17 protein-coding genes are annotated in these 16,873 nt (G+C 65.8%); 9 read left to right on the plus strand and 8 right to left on the minus strand.

All coding sequences use genetic code 11. The features are described from left to right. The 6 genes from C6A82_RS10260 (at nt 1) to C6A82_RS10285 (ending at nt 6,230) form a co-directional block, all read left to right on the plus strand. Nucleotides 1–969, plus strand: a complete 969-nt coding sequence (locus C6A82_RS10260; RefSeq protein ID WP_105347443.1) for a zinc-binding dehydrogenase — start codon at nt 1–3, stop codon at nt 967–969. Beyond that, nucleotides 966–1,712 (plus strand): HpcH/HpaI aldolase/citrate lyase family protein, encoded by a 747-nt coding sequence (locus C6A82_RS10265; protein WP_105347445.1) that lies wholly within the window; start codon nt 966–968, stop codon nt 1,710–1,712. The genes C6A82_RS10260 and C6A82_RS10265 overlap by 4 nt, the downstream gene beginning before the upstream one ends. Further along, nucleotides 1,709–2,431, plus strand: coding sequence for an SDR family NAD(P)-dependent oxidoreductase (locus C6A82_RS10270; RefSeq protein WP_105347446.1), 723 nt, complete (start codon nt 1,709–1,711; stop codon nt 2,429–2,431). The genes C6A82_RS10265 and C6A82_RS10270 overlap by 4 nt, the downstream gene beginning before the upstream one ends. A 58-nt stretch (nt 2,432–2,489) precedes the next feature. Continuing rightward, the gene (locus C6A82_RS10275; RefSeq protein ID WP_105347465.1) at nt 2,490–3,359 is read left to right on the plus strand and encodes an alpha/beta hydrolase; all 870 of its coding nucleotides are present in this window, start codon (nt 2,490–2,492) and stop codon (nt 3,357–3,359) included. Between the two features lie 234 nt (nt 3,360–3,593). Further along, nucleotides 3,594–5,024 (plus strand): hypothetical protein, encoded by a 1,431-nt coding sequence (locus C6A82_RS10280; RefSeq protein WP_105347448.1) that lies wholly within the window; start codon nt 3,594–3,596, stop codon nt 5,022–5,024. A gap of 42 nt (nt 5,025–5,066) precedes the next feature. Further along, a complete protein-coding gene (locus C6A82_RS10285; RefSeq protein WP_105347450.1) occupies nt 5,067–6,230 on the plus strand; it encodes an acyl-CoA dehydrogenase family protein in 1,164 nt (387 codons plus the stop codon). Here the strand turns inward: C6A82_RS10285 and C6A82_RS10290 are convergent. Both C6A82_RS10290 and C6A82_RS10295 read right to left on the minus strand, forming a co-directional pair. Continuing rightward, nucleotides 6,227–7,159: an LLM class flavin-dependent oxidoreductase gene (locus tag C6A82_RS10290; RefSeq protein WP_105347452.1), complete on the minus strand. Its 933-nt coding sequence runs from the start codon at nt 7,157–7,159 to the stop codon at nt 6,227–6,229. The two genes, C6A82_RS10285 and C6A82_RS10290, sit on opposite strands and share 4 nt — an antisense overlap. Continuing rightward, nucleotides 7,156–7,983: a MaoC/PaaZ C-terminal domain-containing protein gene (locus C6A82_RS10295; RefSeq protein ID WP_105347453.1), complete on the minus strand. Its 828-nt coding sequence runs from the start codon at nt 7,981–7,983 to the stop codon at nt 7,156–7,158. The genes C6A82_RS10290 and C6A82_RS10295 overlap by 4 nt, the downstream gene beginning before the upstream one ends. Before the next feature lie 64 nt (nt 7,984–8,047). Between C6A82_RS10295 and C6A82_RS10300 the strand changes: the two genes are divergently transcribed. Next, a complete protein-coding gene (locus C6A82_RS10300; RefSeq protein WP_105347455.1) occupies nt 8,048–8,968 on the plus strand; it encodes an LLM class F420-dependent oxidoreductase in 921 nt (306 codons plus the stop codon). 3 nt (nt 8,969–8,971) lie between these two features. On the opposite strand, the gene C6A82_RS10305 is transcribed toward C6A82_RS10300, so the two are convergent. From C6A82_RS10305 to C6A82_RS10330, 6 genes are all read right to left on the minus strand, one after another. Further along, nucleotides 8,972–9,787 (minus strand): PaaI family thioesterase, encoded by an 816-nt coding sequence (locus C6A82_RS10305; RefSeq protein WP_233217077.1) that lies wholly within the window; start codon nt 9,785–9,787, stop codon nt 8,972–8,974. Beyond that, on the minus strand, nt 9,784–10,275 hold the full coding sequence (locus tag C6A82_RS10310) for a nuclear transport factor 2 family protein (protein ID WP_105347456.1): 492 nt from the start codon (nt 10,273–10,275) through the stop codon (nt 9,784–9,786). Before C6A82_RS10310 ends, C6A82_RS10305 begins: the two co-directional genes overlap by 4 nt. 81 nt (nt 10,276–10,356) lie before the next feature. Further along, nucleotides 10,357–11,547: a cytochrome P450 gene (locus C6A82_RS10315; RefSeq protein WP_233217078.1), complete on the minus strand. Its 1,191-nt coding sequence runs from the start codon at nt 11,545–11,547 to the stop codon at nt 10,357–10,359. Beyond that, nucleotides 11,547–13,076 carry a bifunctional 3-(3-hydroxy-phenyl)propionate/3-hydroxycinnamic acid hydroxylase gene (locus tag C6A82_RS10320; RefSeq protein ID WP_311101775.1) on the minus strand — a complete coding sequence of 510 codons (1,530 nt, stop codon included), beginning with the start codon at nt 13,074–13,076 and terminating at the stop codon, nt 11,547–11,549. The genes C6A82_RS10315 and C6A82_RS10320 overlap by 1 nt, the downstream gene beginning before the upstream one ends. Further along, complete coding sequence (locus C6A82_RS10325) at nt 13,073–14,011, minus strand: fumarylacetoacetate hydrolase family protein (RefSeq protein ID WP_105342941.1); 939 nt, start codon at nt 14,009–14,011, stop codon at nt 13,073–13,075. Before C6A82_RS10325 ends, C6A82_RS10320 begins: the two co-directional genes overlap by 4 nt. After that, complete coding sequence (locus C6A82_RS10330) at nt 14,008–15,138, minus strand: VOC family protein (protein WP_105342940.1); 1,131 nt, start codon at nt 15,136–15,138, stop codon at nt 14,008–14,010. Before C6A82_RS10330 ends, C6A82_RS10325 begins: the two co-directional genes overlap by 4 nt. Nucleotides 15,139–15,244: 106 nt before the next feature. Here C6A82_RS10330 and C6A82_RS10335 point away from each other — a divergent pair, with 106 nt between their 5' ends. Then, the gene (locus C6A82_RS10335; RefSeq protein ID WP_233216797.1) at nt 15,245–15,907 is read left to right on the plus strand and encodes a TetR/AcrR family transcriptional regulator; all 663 of its coding nucleotides are present in this window, start codon (nt 15,245–15,247) and stop codon (nt 15,905–15,907) included. Between the two features lie 153 nt (nt 15,908–16,060). Then, on the plus strand, nt 16,061–16,846 hold the full coding sequence (locus tag C6A82_RS10340) for a family 16 glycosylhydrolase (protein ID WP_105342936.1): 786 nt from the start codon (nt 16,061–16,063) through the stop codon (nt 16,844–16,846). Nucleotides 16,847–16,873 lie beyond the last annotated feature (27 nt).

The following is a 16,873-nucleotide window of genomic DNA, read 5'->3' on the forward strand; positions in this document are numbered from 1 at the left end:
GTGTGGTCGTATCGGCTGGTGGCCCCGTACACCCTTGAGCGGACCGACATTCCGGAGAAGACGCCGGAGTCGCTCGCCGACGGTCAGGTGCTCGTCCGGTTCATGGCGGCGGGGGTGTGCGGCAGCGACCTTCCCGGCTTCCGCGGTGCCAAGGGTCGGCTTCCCGGCGATGTGGGAACGAGCGCGGCCGAAATGGACGGCTTCCCGATTCACGAGATCGTCGGGGAAGTCGTCGCCGGCAGGCACAGCAGCCACGAGATCGGCGACCGCGTCGTCGGGTGGGCATCAGGCTTCGACGGGTTGATGGAGTACATCACCGCCGACGGTGACGGCCTTGCGCCGTTCGACCCGTCGTTGTCGCCACAGCATGCGGTGGCGCTGCAACCGCTGGCATGCGTGCTGTATGCGATCGAACAGCTTCCGGAGCTGTCGGGACGCCACGTCGCCGTAATCGGCCAGGGCTCGATCGGTCTGCTGTTCTCCTATGCGGTCAAGGCCGCAGGAGCGCGGCGTGTCACCGGGGTGGATCCGATCGACCGCGACCGCGTCGCCAAGGAGTTCGGTGTGGACACCGTCGTCCGCGCCACGAGCGACCGGTGGGTCAGCCACCTCGATGCGCACGACAAGCCCGACATCGTGATCGAAGCCGTCGGTCATCAGGTCGCCACGCTCGGCCACGCGATCGAAGCGGCCGCGTTCGGGGGCACCGTCTTCTACTTCGGTGTCGCCGACGACGACAGCTACCCGATCAGCATGCGCACCATGCTGCGGAACAACCTGACGCTGAAATCCGGTGTGACAGTCGACCGTCGCCGCATGCTGAATGCCGCAGGCGAGTTCGCGCGTGACCATCCGGAGTTACTCTCCGCGTATGTCACTCACACGTTCAGCGTCGACGACGTACAGCAGGCTTTCGAGCTGGCGAGCAGGCCGGCACCGGACCGCATCAAGATAGCGCTGGTTCGATGATGCGCAGCAGGCTGCAGGAAGCCCTCGCCGCCAAGGAGCGGATATTCGGCGGCTGGGTGGTCGGACCCACCAACATCGGACCCGAAGAGTTCGCTGCGGCCGGATACGACTACGTCGGGATCGACATCCAGCACGGCTATCTCGACGACGTCGACGTCGCGTTGCTGCTGCGCAGGCTCGAGCACGTTCCCATCGCCACCGCGGTGCGGCTGCCGTCGGCCGACCCGGCGCCGATCGGCCGCGTGCTCGACGCGGGCGCCGACGCGGTCATCATCGCCATGGTCGAGTCGCCCGAGCAGGCGGCCGCCGCCGTCGCGGCGACCCGGTATGCACCCGAGGGAGTGCGCAGCTTCGGGCCCCTGCGCGCGAGCCTCGGTGTCGATCCTGCCGATCACGAAGCGAGGACGAGCGTCTTCGCGATGATCGAGACCGCGAAAGGTCTTGCGGCGCTCGACGACATCTGCGCGGTGCCGGGTCTGACCGGTGTCTATGTCGGTCCCGCCGACCTCGCGATGTCGCTGGGGCACCGCCCGGCCGAGAGCCTGACCACGCCTGCCGTTCTCGACGCGGTCGCGCGCATTCGGTCCGCCGTGTCTGACGCCGGCCTCGTTCCCGCCATTCACGCCAACGCGGGTAAGCCAGGGAAGGCCATGGCCGACATGGGCTTTCGGATGATCAGCCTCGCATCGGAATCGCAGGCCTTGCGGCGTGGCGCCGCCGAACACCTCGAGGAGGCGCAGTGACCGACCGGGTCGCGCTGGTGACCGGAGCCGCGCGAGGACAGGGTGCGGCGATCGTCAGACGGCTGCACGACGACGGGTATCTCGTCGCCGCATGCGATGTGCGTGCCGACGAGCTGGCGGCATCGATCGACGGCCTTGACGGGGTGGCCGCGGTGTCGCTCGACGTCACGTCCGAAGAGCAGTGGAACGCCGCCGTGCGCGAGATCGTCGAGCGGTTCGGATCCTTGACGACCTTGATCAACAACGCGGGCATCTTGCATCGGGCGTCGCTTGAGGACGAGACTCCCGCAGGCTTCGAGGGCAGCTGGCGGTTCAACTGCCTGGGACCGTTCCTCGGAATCCGTTCCACCCTCGCGCATCTCCGCGTCGCCGACGGCGCGGCCATCGTGAACACGTGCAGCACCGGCGCGATCCGGCCGTTCCCCAATCACACCGCGTACGGCTCGTCGAAGTGGGCGCTGCGCGGGCTCACGCAGGCGGCCGCTGCGGAGCTGGCTCCGGCGGGCATTCGCGTCAACGCCGTCTTCCCTGGTCCGATCGCGACACCGATGCTCGATGCCGCGACGCAGGCGCGCCTCGCGGAGGCGGCGGCTTTCGGGCGGATCGGCGAACCGCGCGAGGTCGCCGACGCCGTAGCGTTCTTGGCGTCCCAGCAGGCCTCGTTCATCACCGGGTCCGAGCTCGTCATCGACGGTGGCCAGATCCTGAAGATCGGGTGACACCGTGGCCACGTCGGTGTCCGAGCGGCTCGACCCCGCTCTTCGTCACCTCGCCGGGATGCGGGTCGATCTCTCGGCCGAAGTGCTTCCCGTGTTTCGCGACTCACTGAACCGGCGTCGGCGCGACGAGATGCGCACGATCGACGTCACCGACGTCGCCATCGAGGAGTTGCGGGCGGGTTCCGTGCCGGTTCGCATCTATCGAGGCGGGCCGTCGCCTGCCCCGGCGGTGATCTATTGCCACTCGGGCGGTTTCGTAGTGGGCAACCTCGACATCGACCATCGCCAGTGCGTGGAACTCGCCAGACGCGGCCGATGCACCGTCATCTCCGTCGACTACCGGCTGGCACCCGAGCATCCGTTCCCCGCTGCCATCGACGATGCGACGGCGGTACTCCACTGGTCGTCCGACAACGCGAGCCGACTGCAGATCGACACCGATCGACTGGCGGTGGCAGGCAACAGCGCAGGTGGTGCGTTGGCGGCCTGTCTCGCGCAGCGCCACGCCTCGCGAATCCAGTTCCAGCTGTTACATCAACCCGTGCTGGACGACCGGCCCACCCCCTCGGCGGAGGAGTTCGACTCCACGCCCGGATTCGACGGGCCTGCCGTCGCATCGATGTGGCGTCTCTATCTGTCCGGCGCCGAGGGCTCGGCAGACGCCGCCCCTGGCCGCAGCGAGGAACTCGCCGGCCTGCCGAGCGCGCTGATCACCTGTTCGGAGCTGGACCCGCTGCGAGACGAAGCGATCGACTACGCGATGCGTCTCTTGCAGGCGGGCGTGGCGACCGAGATGCACGTGTACGCGCGCACCTGTCACGGCTTCGATTCTTTTTTGCCGGAGTGGGAGACCAGCCGACAGCTGTATGCGTTACAGGGAACTGCATTGGCACAGGCCTTCGGGCAAATTGTCGATCACGCTCGGTGAGTTCTGCGACCAGTGCTGATTTAACCATTAAACTCCGCCCGACTCATGATCAAATTAGCGAAATCCTTGATCAATCGAATTGTCGGCGGAGTAAATAAGGCTTGCGGTATTCCCGGCCGCCCGAGCAAACAAAACATTCTCTCGATATGGCTTTACCAATCCCGATCCGTGTGTAAAACTTTGCCTCAACCGGGGGGTTAGCTGGGTCGCATTGGCAAATGGAGGGGTTCTGTCATGGGTAAGCACAACAAGCCGCGGGGTATTAATCGGGGCGGGCAGATCGCGGTCGCGGCGGCAGCGGCGACCGTGCTCGCGGGATGGGCGGCTCCGGTTGCCTACGCCGACGACGGCGCCGACACCGATACCGGCTCGAATGCCGTCAGCAGGACGGCCGGCGCGGTCAAAGATGCAGTGGACTCCGTGCGGAAGACGGCGCGCGACGTCGGTTCCTCAGTGCGGGGCGCTGCGCGGGACTCAATGCAGGTCGGCTCCGGTGGCGCTGGCAGCTTACTGCGTCCCAAGTCCAACAGCCCGAGGTCGACGCTTTCGGCACAGCAAACCACCGGCGATACGCAACGCAATACTGTCGCGCCCGCCCTCGTGGCGCCCACGACTCCGGACAACGCCACGGGTTCGGTGACCATCCCCATTGTGGACGTCACTCTGCCGGGTCTGCCGGACGGGCCGACGTTCGCCCTGCCCACGCCGAGTCCCGGAATCCCGCCTGGTTTCGGCTCCCAGGGCAGCAACTTCTTCGGCCCCCTCGGTGCAGCAACCAACGGCAATAACCTGTTCGGGCTGAACTTCTTCAACATCGGCGATAACAACCTTCTAACCGCCAACAACATCGGCACGGGTCTTCAGGGTGTTGTCGCCGGAGACCGTAACTTCCTGGCGGGTAACCAGGTGATCGTGCCGACGAGTTTTGGCACCAACTTCGGCTGGATGGGTGACGACAACGGTGACTTTGATCTGAACCTGCCCGACAGCCCAGGCGACCTGCTGAACCTGAACCCGTTCGAGATTCTGGCTTTAGAGCCGTCCGGTAACAACATCGTCGCCAGCCCCTTCAGCTACGGCAACAACACCTTCATCATGGGTGACGGCAACGACGGCACCGCGAACAACATCATGTTGGGTGCGGGCAACTCCGGCAACAACATGCACTGGATCGGAGACAATGCCGACGGCGCCGGGAACAACATTGTCACCGGGATCGGCAGCCTCGGCAACAACATGTCGATCATCGGAGACAACAGCAACGAGTCAGGCAACAACTTCAATCTCGGCGCATTCGGCTTCGCCAACAATATGGGCCTTATCGGCAGCGCTGCCACCAGATCCGGCAACAACACCAACGTGTCGCCATTCGGTGGGTTCGCGCAGAATTTCGTGGTGGTAGGCGATGGCGCTGACTATTCCGGCAACAACTCCAACGTATCCGCGTTCGGTGGGTTCGCCCAGAACATCGCGCTGATCGGCAGTGGGGCTGACGGATCCGGTAACAACTTCGGCATCTTCAACTTCGCGCTCGTCGGAAGCGGCGTCGAGGATGCCGGCAACAACGAGGGCGGCGGCTTCAACTTCGCGATCTTCCCGAACGCAGGCCAGAACTGCACGGGCCCGGCCTGCTTCAACTTCTTCGGAGCGCAGTTCGGGAACTGACCTGCCTTTACAGGTAGGCGTGCAAGTGTCACGCTAGCGGGGATGGACTTCTCCCGTGTGGCACTGTCCGACGACGACGAATCGTTCAGGGACGACCTCAGGTCGTTCCTGAACGACATCGTCACCGACGAGGTCCTCGCGCGTGACCGCGCGACCGGCGAGAACTTCGACGAGGGCGTGCATCTCGCACTCGGCAAGGCCGGTTACCTCGCCGCCGATTTCAAGACCGGCACCGACGGCGGCTTCAGTCGAATCCGTAAACGGATCTGGGACCTGGAGATCGGCCGCGCCCACACCCCGTGGTTTCACTGGGGGACGACGGCGATGGTGGCGCGCGCTGTCGAGGCGTTCGGCTCACCCGAGCTCAAGGAGGAGGTGCTCGAGCGCACCCTGGCCGGTGAGTTCCGGCTGTGCTTGGGCTACACCGAACCCGAGGGCGGCTCTGACGTCGCCACCGCCAAGACCCGTGCTGTCCGCGATGGTGACGAGTGGGTCATCAACGGCTCGAAGATGTTCACGTCGAACGCGCAGAACGCGTCGTACGTCTACCTGATCACGAACACGGACCCGGACGCACCGAAGCACCAGAGCCTCACCATGTTCCTCGTTCCGCTCGACTCGCCCGGTGTGGAGATTCAAGCGCTGCGGACGGTCGACGGTGACCGCACCAACATCACCTACTACAGCGACGTCCGCGTTCCCGACCGGTACCGCATCGGCGAGGCGAACGCGGGCTGGTCTGTGCTTCGCGATGCGCTGAACGACGAACACGGCACCGTCGAGCGCGGCGATGACGGGTTGCAGAAGATCGCCGCCATGTCTGAGCACGTCCTGGTGCTCGCCGAGGCGCTCGACAAGGTCGCGTCGCTTACGGCCGACGAGGATTCGGTGAGGTTCCGGCTCGGACGCGGTATCGCCCGCATGGAGGCCGCGATGAGCACGCCGGACATGTTCGGCAGGGTCGCAAATGCGCAAGTCATGCGCGATGTCTCACCGGATCTGATGGACATTCTCGGGACGGCATCGAGTCTGCCAGGGGATGAGAAGGGGGCCGTCGGCGACGGCGGCGCCGAGTACGCGTTCCGGCTGGCCGGGCCGACCGGCATCTACGGCGGCACGCTCGAGGTGTTCCGGAACATGATCGCCCAGCACGCACTCGGCCTCGGCAGGCCGAACTACTCGCCGCCGGCGCGGAACAGTTCCTAGAGGCGGGCGATAACCCCCGACGCCAGCAATTCCAGCGTCTCGTCGGAGCCGCGGTCATGCGTGAACAGCACGATCTGACCGAAGCCCATGTCCTGTAGTTGGTTGAGGCGATCGACGATCGCGGGCGGCGTGCCGATCAGACCGCCTTCGTGCAGCCCGAAAGCAGGAATCCCGAAACGCTTTTCGGCGAGCTGTCGGACACGGGGCAGTGACGCGTCATCGGGCGCCAGCGCCATCACCGCCTCGATCGACATGACAATGGTGGCCGGGTCGCGGCCGATGTCTTCGCACTGCTGTCGAAGCACCGCGATCTTGTGATCGAGTTCGCCGAGCGCGTACGTCGGCACGTTCCACACATCGGCGTAACGGGCCACCAGCGGCAAGGTGTACTTCTCACCGACGCCGCCCACCACGATCGGTGGGCGCGGCTGTTGCACCGGTCCCGGTTTGATCGGCATGTCCGTCACCGTGAAGTGCTTGCCTGCGAAATCGATCCGCTCGTCGGTGAAGGCCTGTTGCAATATCTCGAGTGTCTCGCCGAGCCGCTCTGAGCGCTGCGCGAACGTGCCCCATTCCATTCCGACACGCGCATGCTCATCCTCGATCGACCCGCTTCCGATCCCCAGTTGGAGGCGGCCCGCCGATATCTGGTCGAGGGTGGTGGCCATCTTCGCCAGCACAGCAGGATGGCGAAATTGGTTGCACAAAACCATGTGCCCGACCTGAATGTGCTCGGTTCGGCTGAGCAGGGCGGTTGCCAGAGTCCACGCCTCGAGCGAGGGATAGTCGGGCGCGCCGGGTCCGTAGAGGTGGTCGTAGAGCCACAACGAGTCGATTCCGAGTTCCTCGCAGCGCAGTGCGCGGTGGAGAACATCGGCGTAGCTGAATCCCATCTGGGGTAGGTACACCCCGATTTCGGCCCTTGTCATGCGTGAAGTTCCAGCCTTCCGTGAGTGATGGTCGTGGCGCCGCCTGCGACGGCGTCGAATGCGAAGCAACGGTCTTCGATGCCATAGGCGTTCACCGTCAGCTCGCAGTCCAACGGTGTAGGGGAGGCGAACCGGACCGCCACCCGGGATACGCGGCTCGGGTCGTCGACGCCGAGCAGGGCGAGCAGTCGGTGCGTGCAGATCGCCATGGTGCACAGGCCGTGTGCGAAGACGAACTCGAAGCCCGCCGCACGCGCGACCTCGATGTCAAAATGGTGTGGCGACCAGTCGCCGGAGACCTCGGCGTAGCGGTGTGCAGTCTGCTCGTCGATGTGGACGGTGGTCGACCCGAGAGCGCTTCGGCGGGCGGCGTCGGGAAAGCGATGACCAGCGGGCATGGTCCCTAGATCGGGTAGGCCGTCGAGTCCGAGCAGCACCATCGTCCACCACTGCTCTACGGCGACCACGCCGTCGGTGTCGACCTGTTCCAGATGCACGGCGACCTGCGTGCCGGCTCGCGACGTCCGCATCCCGGTGATCTGCGACCACGTCGTCAACGACTCGCCGGGTTCGAGGCGGCGGTGCGCCACGATGTCGTGGTCGCCATGCACACCGCCACGGACCCGCGCCCAGGCTTCTGCGGGCACATCGCCCCTCACGGCGTTCACGGCATCGAACACCAGAATCACCGGGAACGTCGCGGGAACCACGCGTCCCGCGAGCACCGGAGCGGTGTCGTCGCCGGTGGCGGCGGCATAGGCCGTGATGGTGTCCGGCGCCAATCGGCCGGGATACGGGCCGTGTCGCGCAGGGTTGACCGTCATATGAGTGGCATGGTAACGACATTCTCAACTTTGGAGAAGCTAATTCACGTAAAGGCGGCGGCTGATGAAGTTCACGTTCACCCACCCGATGCACAGCCACCCCTACAACCCCGAACTGGTCACGGGCTCGGGAATCGCGGCCGTCGCGGCCGCGGCCGAGAGTGCGGGCTTTCACGGATTCGGCTTCACTGACCATCCGGCCCCGTCGCAACGGTGGTTGGAGGCAGGCGGGCACGACGCCGTCGACCCGTTCGTCGCGATGGGATACGCCGCCGCACACACCACGACGCTGCGACTGATCCCTAATATCGTGGTTCTGCCGTACCGCAATCCCTTCGTGGTCGCGAAGGCGGGCGCAACGCTGGATCTGCTGTCCGACGGTCGATTCACCCTTGCGGTGGGCGTCGGCTACCTCAAGCGCGAGTTCACCGCACTCGGCGTCGAATTCGACGAACGGGCCGCTCTCGTCGAGGAGGCGCTCGAGGTGATACGTGCTATCTGGACCACCGATGACCTCACCTACGAGGGCCGCCACTTCACCGCGAAGGGCATCACGGCCCACCCGCGCCCGGTCAGTACGCCACATCCACCGATCTGGATCGGCGGCAACACCGCGGCCGCCCGTCGGCGCGTCGCGGTTCACGGTGACGGCTGGTGCCCGTTCCCCGCGCCGGCGATGCTCGCTCAGACAGCCCGCACAGCGTCGCTCGAGTCGGTGGAGGGGCTCGCCGACGGCATCGACGACCTCAAGCGCCGGTTGGACTCCGCGGGTCGGGACTGGTCGACGATCGACATCACGTTCACCAACATCGGCGGCGGCAACCCGGCCGACGTCGACTTCAACGCCGACGCCTACCTGTCGGCGCTCGAGAAGCTCGCAGCGGTCGGGGTCACCTGGGTGCAGGTCACAGTGCCCGGCGACAGCCTTGCGCACGCGGTCGATGTCATCGAACGTTTCGGCAGCTCGGTCATCCGGGCCGCCTAGCGCTCACCGGTAGGCGGTGACCCGGCCGACGAGCGCGATCTGACCGTCGGCGCCGATCGCCTGCGCTTCGGCGACCCCGCTGCGCCTGCCGACTCGCAGCGCCGTTGCGGCATAACGCGATTGGTCGCCGCTGAAGAACTGCCGCAGGAAGTTCACCCGTAACGACGCGGTGTTCAAGGGGTGTTCGGGTCGGTCGGCGTTCAGGGCGGCGCACGCCGCGAGCTCGAGCCCGGCCGCGGCCACCCCGCCGTGCACGATCGCGAGGCTGTTGTTCAGCACCGGATTGGGTTGCTGGTGAATCACCGATGAGCCGTTGTCGTGCCCGAGGCGCAGCGCCATGATCTCGCCGAGCTCGGTCGGCCGTTGACCTGTCTCGGGCTCGGGCCATTCCTGCGGAAATTCGCCTGGATGTTTGACGTAAACCGACCGGACCGTGCCGACGCCGATGACCTCATCGTCCAGTGCGAGCTCACACATGCCGAACGCGGACGAGGCCCTTGTGCCGATGGGCCGCCCGGTGGCGACCACGGGTACGTCGGGGCCTTGCGCGATGACGGTCAACGCGGTCGGAGTCAGCTCGAGCGACAACTCGCTGGACACGGTCCACTCGTCGTCGGCGCGGCGGTAGTGGTTGACCAGCCCCGCGACGTGGTCGACCAACACCGCGAGCGGTCCGGCGGTCGGTGTCAAGGTCGCCGGGTTGACCAAGCCCTTCACCGGCATCGAGCTGACGAACGGATCGGGGCTGTCCACAAGGTTGGCGATGCCGAACCGGCCAAGGGCGGTATTGGTTCCGTAAAGCAGCGGCGCTTCGGTCATTTCATCACCCGGCCGGCGGCCCTACCGATCAACCGCCGCAGCCGGGGCGAGACATACACCGCGACAACGCCGTTGAAGATGTCCTCGCGCAGCCGGGTCAGCGTCGAGCTCGTGATGAGCCACTTCCCTTCGAGTTTCTCGTAGGTCTCGGCATAGTGTCCGTAGCCGCGTAGGTTCACGGCGGGCCCGAAGCGGACGACATCTTCGAGCGCCCACACGCCGCGCGCGCTGGTGGTCGACGTCAGCTCGATCTCGGGCGCGTGGACCTGATGCACCGTGGCCTGGTTCCGCAGGCCTTTGCGGGAGAAGGCGACGAATTCGTCGGCGCCGCGGATGATCTTGCCGCCCGCCTGCGACGTGTCGCTGAGGAAATCGTCGCTGAACAACTTCCGCCACGCGTCCCAGTCTTTGCTGTCCAGAAGCCGACAGTAGCGGGCCTTGAGCTGCTTGATCGCCTCGATCTCCAGCAGCGCAGTGGCGTCGTCCATGAGCAGAGAGTGACAGTTGGCTAGACAATTGTAAAGTTGGCGTGGCGACTCTGCGGGGTCGGCCATGCGACGTGGTCGCCGCTAAGGGATGAGCTTGAGCGGCATGCGTTCGTGGCGCCGAATGACATTGTTGAGCGCCCACGTCGGCTCCGCCGTCAGCTCGATCCGTTCGACGCGCTCGAGCAGCGCGCGCAGCATCGCCGACGTCTCCAGTCGCGCCAGACTCTGTCCGGCGCACGCGTGTGCTCCCTGCCCGAAGCCGAGATGGCGGTTGGCGTCGCGGCGGATGTCGAAGGTGTCCGGGTCGTCCCACTCGCGTTCGTCGCGGTTCGCCGACGCATACAGCACCAAAAGGCGCGCGCCCGCCGGGATTCGGACATCGGCGATCTCCGTGTCACACCGTGCGTGACGCGCGAACGCTCGCAGCGGAGCCTCGTATCGGACGACCTCGTTGACCGCGTTGTTGATCAGCGAGGGATCATCCTTGAGCGTCTGCCACTGCTCGGGGTGTGTCGCGAACAGATACAGCGCGCTGGAGATGGCGCTGATGGTGGTGTCCAGCGACGGCGCGATGTAGTCGATCATCAGCGGCGCGCATTCATCATGCGACAGCTCGCCGGCATCCGCGGCGATGAGCAGCTCATGGGCCATACTGCCCTCGATCACGCTCCGTTGACGGACCACCCGTTTGGCGAACCAAAGCATCTGCAGGGAGGCGGGGGTTGACTTCACGGCCTGCTTGTTCAACGGGCCAAGGACGTCGAAAGTGGCCGCGCCCCAGCGCAATAGCTTGTCGCGTTTGTCGCGCGGCCAGCCGACCAGGTCGGGTACCACCGCGTGCGGTAGCGCAGAGGCCACGTCGTTGACGCCGTCCACCTCGCCCCGCTCGACGGCTGCGGTGACGACATCGGCGGCGAGCTGGTCGACGTTGTCGCTGATGTCCCGCAGTGCGCGGGGCAGCATCCGGTGGGCCACCAGCTTGCGTCGCCGATCGTGTTCGGCGCCGTCGCTGATGAGCGTCGTGCCGCGGGACAGCCGATTGGTGAACGGGTTCAGCGCCACACCCTTGCCCGATACGAAGGTCTGGTCGTCGCGCAGAACCGCCTTGCATTCGGCGAACCGGGGAAGCGCATAGAGCCGGTGCCTGGACAGCCATACCACCGGACCCTGCTTGCGCATTCGCGCGTAGTGCGGATATGGATCGACGATCGCGGCGGGGGTATAGATGTTCGCCGGATACACCGGCACGCCGTTCGGCGCCGTGATGCGCATCATCGTTCCCCTCGGGCAGGCGTGAATGTCGGTGTTGAGCCACACAATCTGTCGATGTTCCGGCCTGCCCGCATCACGGTGCGGTCCGGCCGCACCACCGCAGCCGTCGAATGGCTGCGGTGCAGCCAGTCGGCGAGTTCTGTTCCGGCCGCCGCGAAATAAACCACCGTGCCACGCTTCTCGAGGTCTGCGCGTCGCGAGGCGTCGACGGGCACAGCTGAGATGAGCGCGAAGCCGTTTCCGACACTGTCGTCGAGTCGACGGCCTTCAGACAGCACCGGGTTCGGGCAGAGGGTGCCTGTCAGTGACCCGTGCCTGCGTGCTGGGCGAACCATTGCGGAGCGGTGCAGTGCCGGGGTCCTGCTGTCGACGACCTTGTCGCGAAGGCCCGGAATGTGGTGCAGCCGCGGAACGACCATGCGCCGAACCAGATCGCCGAACTCGCCGCCGGCGGTCATCGACCGCCCGACGTTGAGCGCGAGCCTGATCAAGACGCGGGTGTGCGGCTTGCGTTCCTGCTCGTAGCTGTCCAGAACGTTCTCGGGAAGCTCACCGGCGAGAACACCCGCCAGCTTCCACGACAGGTTCATCGCATCACGAAGCCCCGCACCCATGCCCTGCCCGATGAACGGCGGAGTGAGGTGTGCAGCGTCTCCGAGCAGGAAGACGTTGTCGCGCCGCCATTTGTCGGCGATCTGCGCCCGAAAGGTGTACTCAGTGACACGGATCAGGTCGAGTTGGTCGTCGCGGGCAACAGCTGTCCACGGTGCGATCAGCGGTCGTAGTTGCGTCAGGCTCGCGTAGTCCTCGACGGTTTCGCCGGGCAGCAACCGGAACTCCCAGCGGTAGCGGGTGTCTCCTATCCGCATGTACGTGCCCGCACGTACCGGATCGCACACCTGGTGCACGCCCTCCCACTGGTGGAGGTCGACCTCGGTGGCGACGTCGACGACGAGCCAACGTTGCTCGAACTTGAGATCTCTCATACACGAGCCTATTTCGCCGCGCACCACGCTGTTGGCGCCGTCGCAGCCCAGCACGTAGGCGGCGTCGATGGTGTGCTCGTGACCGTTGACGCGGTCGCTGTACGTCACCCGCACGCAGCCATCTTCGTGATCGGCGATGCCGGTGACTTCGGCATCGGGACGAAGAGTTGCACGCGGATACCGTTTGAGGTTGGTCCGCAGCAGCGCCTCGAACTCCGGCTGGTCGAACATGTTGGCCTGCGGGAATCCGTTCACACTGTGAGCGGTGTTGCGGCGGAATTCGGCCAGCACGCGCATGGTGTTGTCCAGCAGTCGAAGACCGTGCGCCGGGCGCGAGATCGCGGCGAATTCCTCGGCGATGCCCAACCTCGCGACGATGCGGTAGATCTCGTCGTCGAGGTGCACGGCGCGCGGCTGCGGGTAGACGTCGGCCCATCGGTCGAGCACGACGGTCTCGACGCCGTACTGCGCCAGCAGGGTTGCGGCGGTGATGCCCGTCGGGCCCGCGCCGACGATCACGACCGGGATGCGGGAGTGCGTCACCCGTACCTCACGACGGCGCGCTGTGAGCCCAGGTCGATGGCGCCGTCGTCGGTCGCGATCACCGATTCCACGACATCGCCGTCATGCAGGTACTTGGTGTTGCCTGCCTGGCGCTTGAAGAACGCCTTCCACTTCACGGCGGGTGGCAGCAGGTTACCGATGATCTCGATCGGCTTCGCAGGTGCGCTGAGCGCGGTGCCTGCCGGGGTGCCGGTCATCACCAGATCGCCCGCATCGAGGGGTTGGAATCGGGTCAGCGCCTGCAGCGCCTGTAGCGGGCGGTAGATCATGTCGCCGTCGACGACCATGTCCTGTCGGACCTCGCCGTTGACCCGCAGCTGCAGCCGCAGATCGCCGAAGCGCTTGAGCTCGTCAGCATCCAGGAGGACGAGCGCGGGTCCGACCGGCGTGAAGGTGGGGTAGGACTTCGCTTCGTAGAACTGGGTCTGGGGAAGTTGGATGTCCCGTGCGGACACGTCGTTGGTGACGACGAGTCCGGCGACGTAGTCGGCCAGATTCGCCTCGGTGACCGTTGCGCCAACGGGCAGCTCGCGCGCCATCACGAGACCGATCTCGACCTCGTAGTCCAAAAATCGGACGTGCGGCGGCTTGACGATGTCATCATGCGGCCCGCTGATCGACCCGGACGACTTGCGGAAGAACGTCAACGGGATGGACTTCGGGTTCATTCCGGCGTCGGTGACGTGCGAGGCGTAGTTCGTCATCTGCGCCACGACGCGGCACGGCGCAGTGACCGGTGACCGCAACTCCAGCGTCTCGACGGGCACGATGTCGCTGCTATGCGCCGCGGCCTCGATGGCGGACCGGTCGGTGAGTAGTTCACGGGTGGTGCGCGCCGTCGTCGCGATTTGTGCTGCGCCAGTCGCGGTTTGAGCCCACCATGCGTCGGCGGTGCGGAGAATGGAAGTGGTCACGAACTGGCTACTTTCAGAAGGCCGCGCAGGCGGGTGAGGGTGAACTCGTTGTCGCTACGGAGTGCGTTGACGACGGAGAGCGCTTCATGGGGAAGCGCCTTGGGCGTAATACCGAGGAAGTCCTTGGTGACCGGAGGGCCCCATTGAGCGAGGCCGGTGGCCGTGAACGGCGCCCAGCCGGGCTCGAGCCTGTTGTCGAACATGTCGCCGTCGGCGAAATGCTCGACGAGGAAGCCGTCCGGATCGCGCCAGTAGTCGAACAGCTGGCTGCCCTGAATGTGGCGGCCGATTCCCCAGGACCGGAAATACCCGCTGTCCCTGAGGTATTCGCCGCCCGCGGCGAGCGCGTCGAGATCGCACACCTGGTATGCCGAGTGCACGTATCGATTGCTGGGCCCCAACGCCAGGGCGACGGTGTGGTGGTCGGCGGGGACCGAGCCGCGATCGCAGCGGATGAAGCTCATCACCGGCCCGCGGGCGCGCTGGCCCGGGTAGAAGAGGAAGTCGCTGACGATCATTCCGAGGGTGTCGAGGTAGAAGTCAAGCGCCTCAAGATATTTGGTGGTCTGCAGGACGACGTGGCCGAGCCGCTGGACGCCTGCGGGTATCCGCGGCGGGCGTTGGGTGGCGTTGGTGCGATTGAGTTGGTGGCCGACGTTGACCACGAGCGGCTGCTGCGGGGTGAGCTCGGGCAACTCGTGTGTGCCCGCGACCACCCGAACCGGCAAGCCGCCCGGGTCGATCAGGTGGACGGAGATGCCTCCGATCGATTCCGGCATTGGCGTGGCCCCCGCTCCAGTGGCTTCGGCCAGTCGGAGGACGTCGACCTCGTCGACCGCCTTGAACGCCGTTCCTACGAAGCGCGACCTGGCGCCGCGTCGCAGCAGTACGCACGGCGTGCCGGCGTCCGTGCCGCGCAGCTGGAGCTCGTCGGGCGTGCGCAGCACGGTGGTGAAGCCGAATGCCCGAGCGAACGCCTCAGCGCCGTCCAGGTCGGGCTTCTCGAACTCGAGCCACGCGATGTCGGTGACCTTGATGACCGGATTGCGCCCACGACCGGTGTGCTCGCCGGGTAGTGCACCCTGCTCGCTATGCAGCTCGTTGTGGGCGCCTACGGTGCCGCTCATCGGAACCTCCTCAAGAAGTTGACGAAATCGTCACATGCCGGGATCGCATCAGTCAACTCTTTCTGACGAAATCCTCAAAACTGACTACCCCTGCTACCGTAGGAGGGTGACCGATCCGTCCGAGGCGCCCGTCAACCGCCTCGAGCGCCGCAAGCAGCGCACCCGCGCCGCGCTCGTCAAGGCTGCTCAGAGCTTCATTGCCGCGGGCAAGGTCAATGTTCCGGTTCTCGAGATCACCCAGGCCGCCGACGTCGGCATGGGGTCGTTCTACAACCACTTCGACAGCAAGGAGCAGTTGTTCGAAGCCGCCGTCGCCGAGGTGCTCGATGCCCACGGCGCGCTGCTGGACCACCTGACCTCGTCGATCGACGACCCCGCGGAGACCTTCGCGAGCAGTTTCCGGCTCACCGGGCGGCTCTTCCGCAGGCGCCCGCAGGAGAGCCAGATCCTGCTGGCCAACGGGATCGCGCTGCTGTCGTCGGACCTCGGGTTGGCGCCGCGCGCGCTGCGTGACATCGAAGCGGCCGTGCGAGCGAGGCGATTCACGATCGACGACCCCGAATTGGCGCTTTCGGTCGCGGGCGGTGCCCTTCTCGGGCTGGGCAACTTGCTTCGCAATCAACCCGACCGCGACGACGGGGCCGCGGCCGACGCAGTGACCGAGGACGTTCTGCGGCTGTTCGGCCTGCCCGCCGACGAGGCCCGTGAGATCTGCCGCCGACCCCTACCCGACCTGGACGGTCTGGAGCTACCCGACTCCGCGGCCTGATTTGTCGGTGCGAGCGCTACCTCATGCCCGACGAAAAATTTTGACACCAGGGGCGATCATGGCGATGACCAGGGCGAACGCGGCGTAGAGCCGCCCTGAAACCCTCATGCGCGATTTGCGCCGGACGCCTATGTCGGGCTTTCATATCTTGTTATGCCTGAATTGGACCGTCGCAGCATGATGTATCTGTCGGGACTCGGCCTCCTGTCGGCGGCTGTACCGCTACCGAAAGCTGGAGCAGCCTCGACCTACGTATTCGAGGACAACTTCGACGGACCTGCGGGTTCGGCGCCCGACGGCTCGAAGTGGATGATCTCCAAGGCCCGCGAGTCGATGCAGGACCCGACGTTCTGGGAGTTGCCCGAAAACGTCGGCCAGTACCGCGACGACCGCCGCAACGTGTACGTGGACGGCAAGTCCAACCTCGTCATCAAGGCGTTCAAAGAGGGCAACACGTATTACGGCGGCAAGATCAACACCAGGTGGGAAGGGACCATCGGCCACACCTGGGAGGCCCGCATCAAGTTCGAGTGCCTGACCCCCGGTGCGTGGCCCGCATTCTGGTTGTCCAGTGACGCCAACGGCGAGATCGACATCATCGAGTGGTACGGCAACGGCGAGTGGGCGTCCGGCACCACCGTCCATACCCTGGCCAACGGCTCCGAGTTCGCTACCCACAATCTCGCGGTGGACACCGCGTGGCACACCTGGCGAGTCAAGTGGGACGAATCCGGCATGAGCTTCTGGCAGGACTACACCGAGGGCGCGGCACCGTACTTCACCGTTCCGGCGAACTCGCTGGGGGATTGGGCGTTCAACAACCCGGGCTACAAGCTGTATCCGATCTTGAACCTCGCGATCGCCGGTTCCGGTGGCGGGGACCCCAGCGGCGGCACCTATCCCTGCCAGATGCTCGTCGACTGGATTCGCGTCTGGTAGTCGCGATTTCGGCGCGCGCAGTCACGC

Origin of the sequence: Mycobacterium sp. ITM-2016-00318, assembly GCF_002968285.2 — a bacterium.
Taxonomy (GTDB): Bacteria; Actinomycetota; Actinomycetes; order Mycobacteriales; family Mycobacteriaceae; genus Mycobacterium.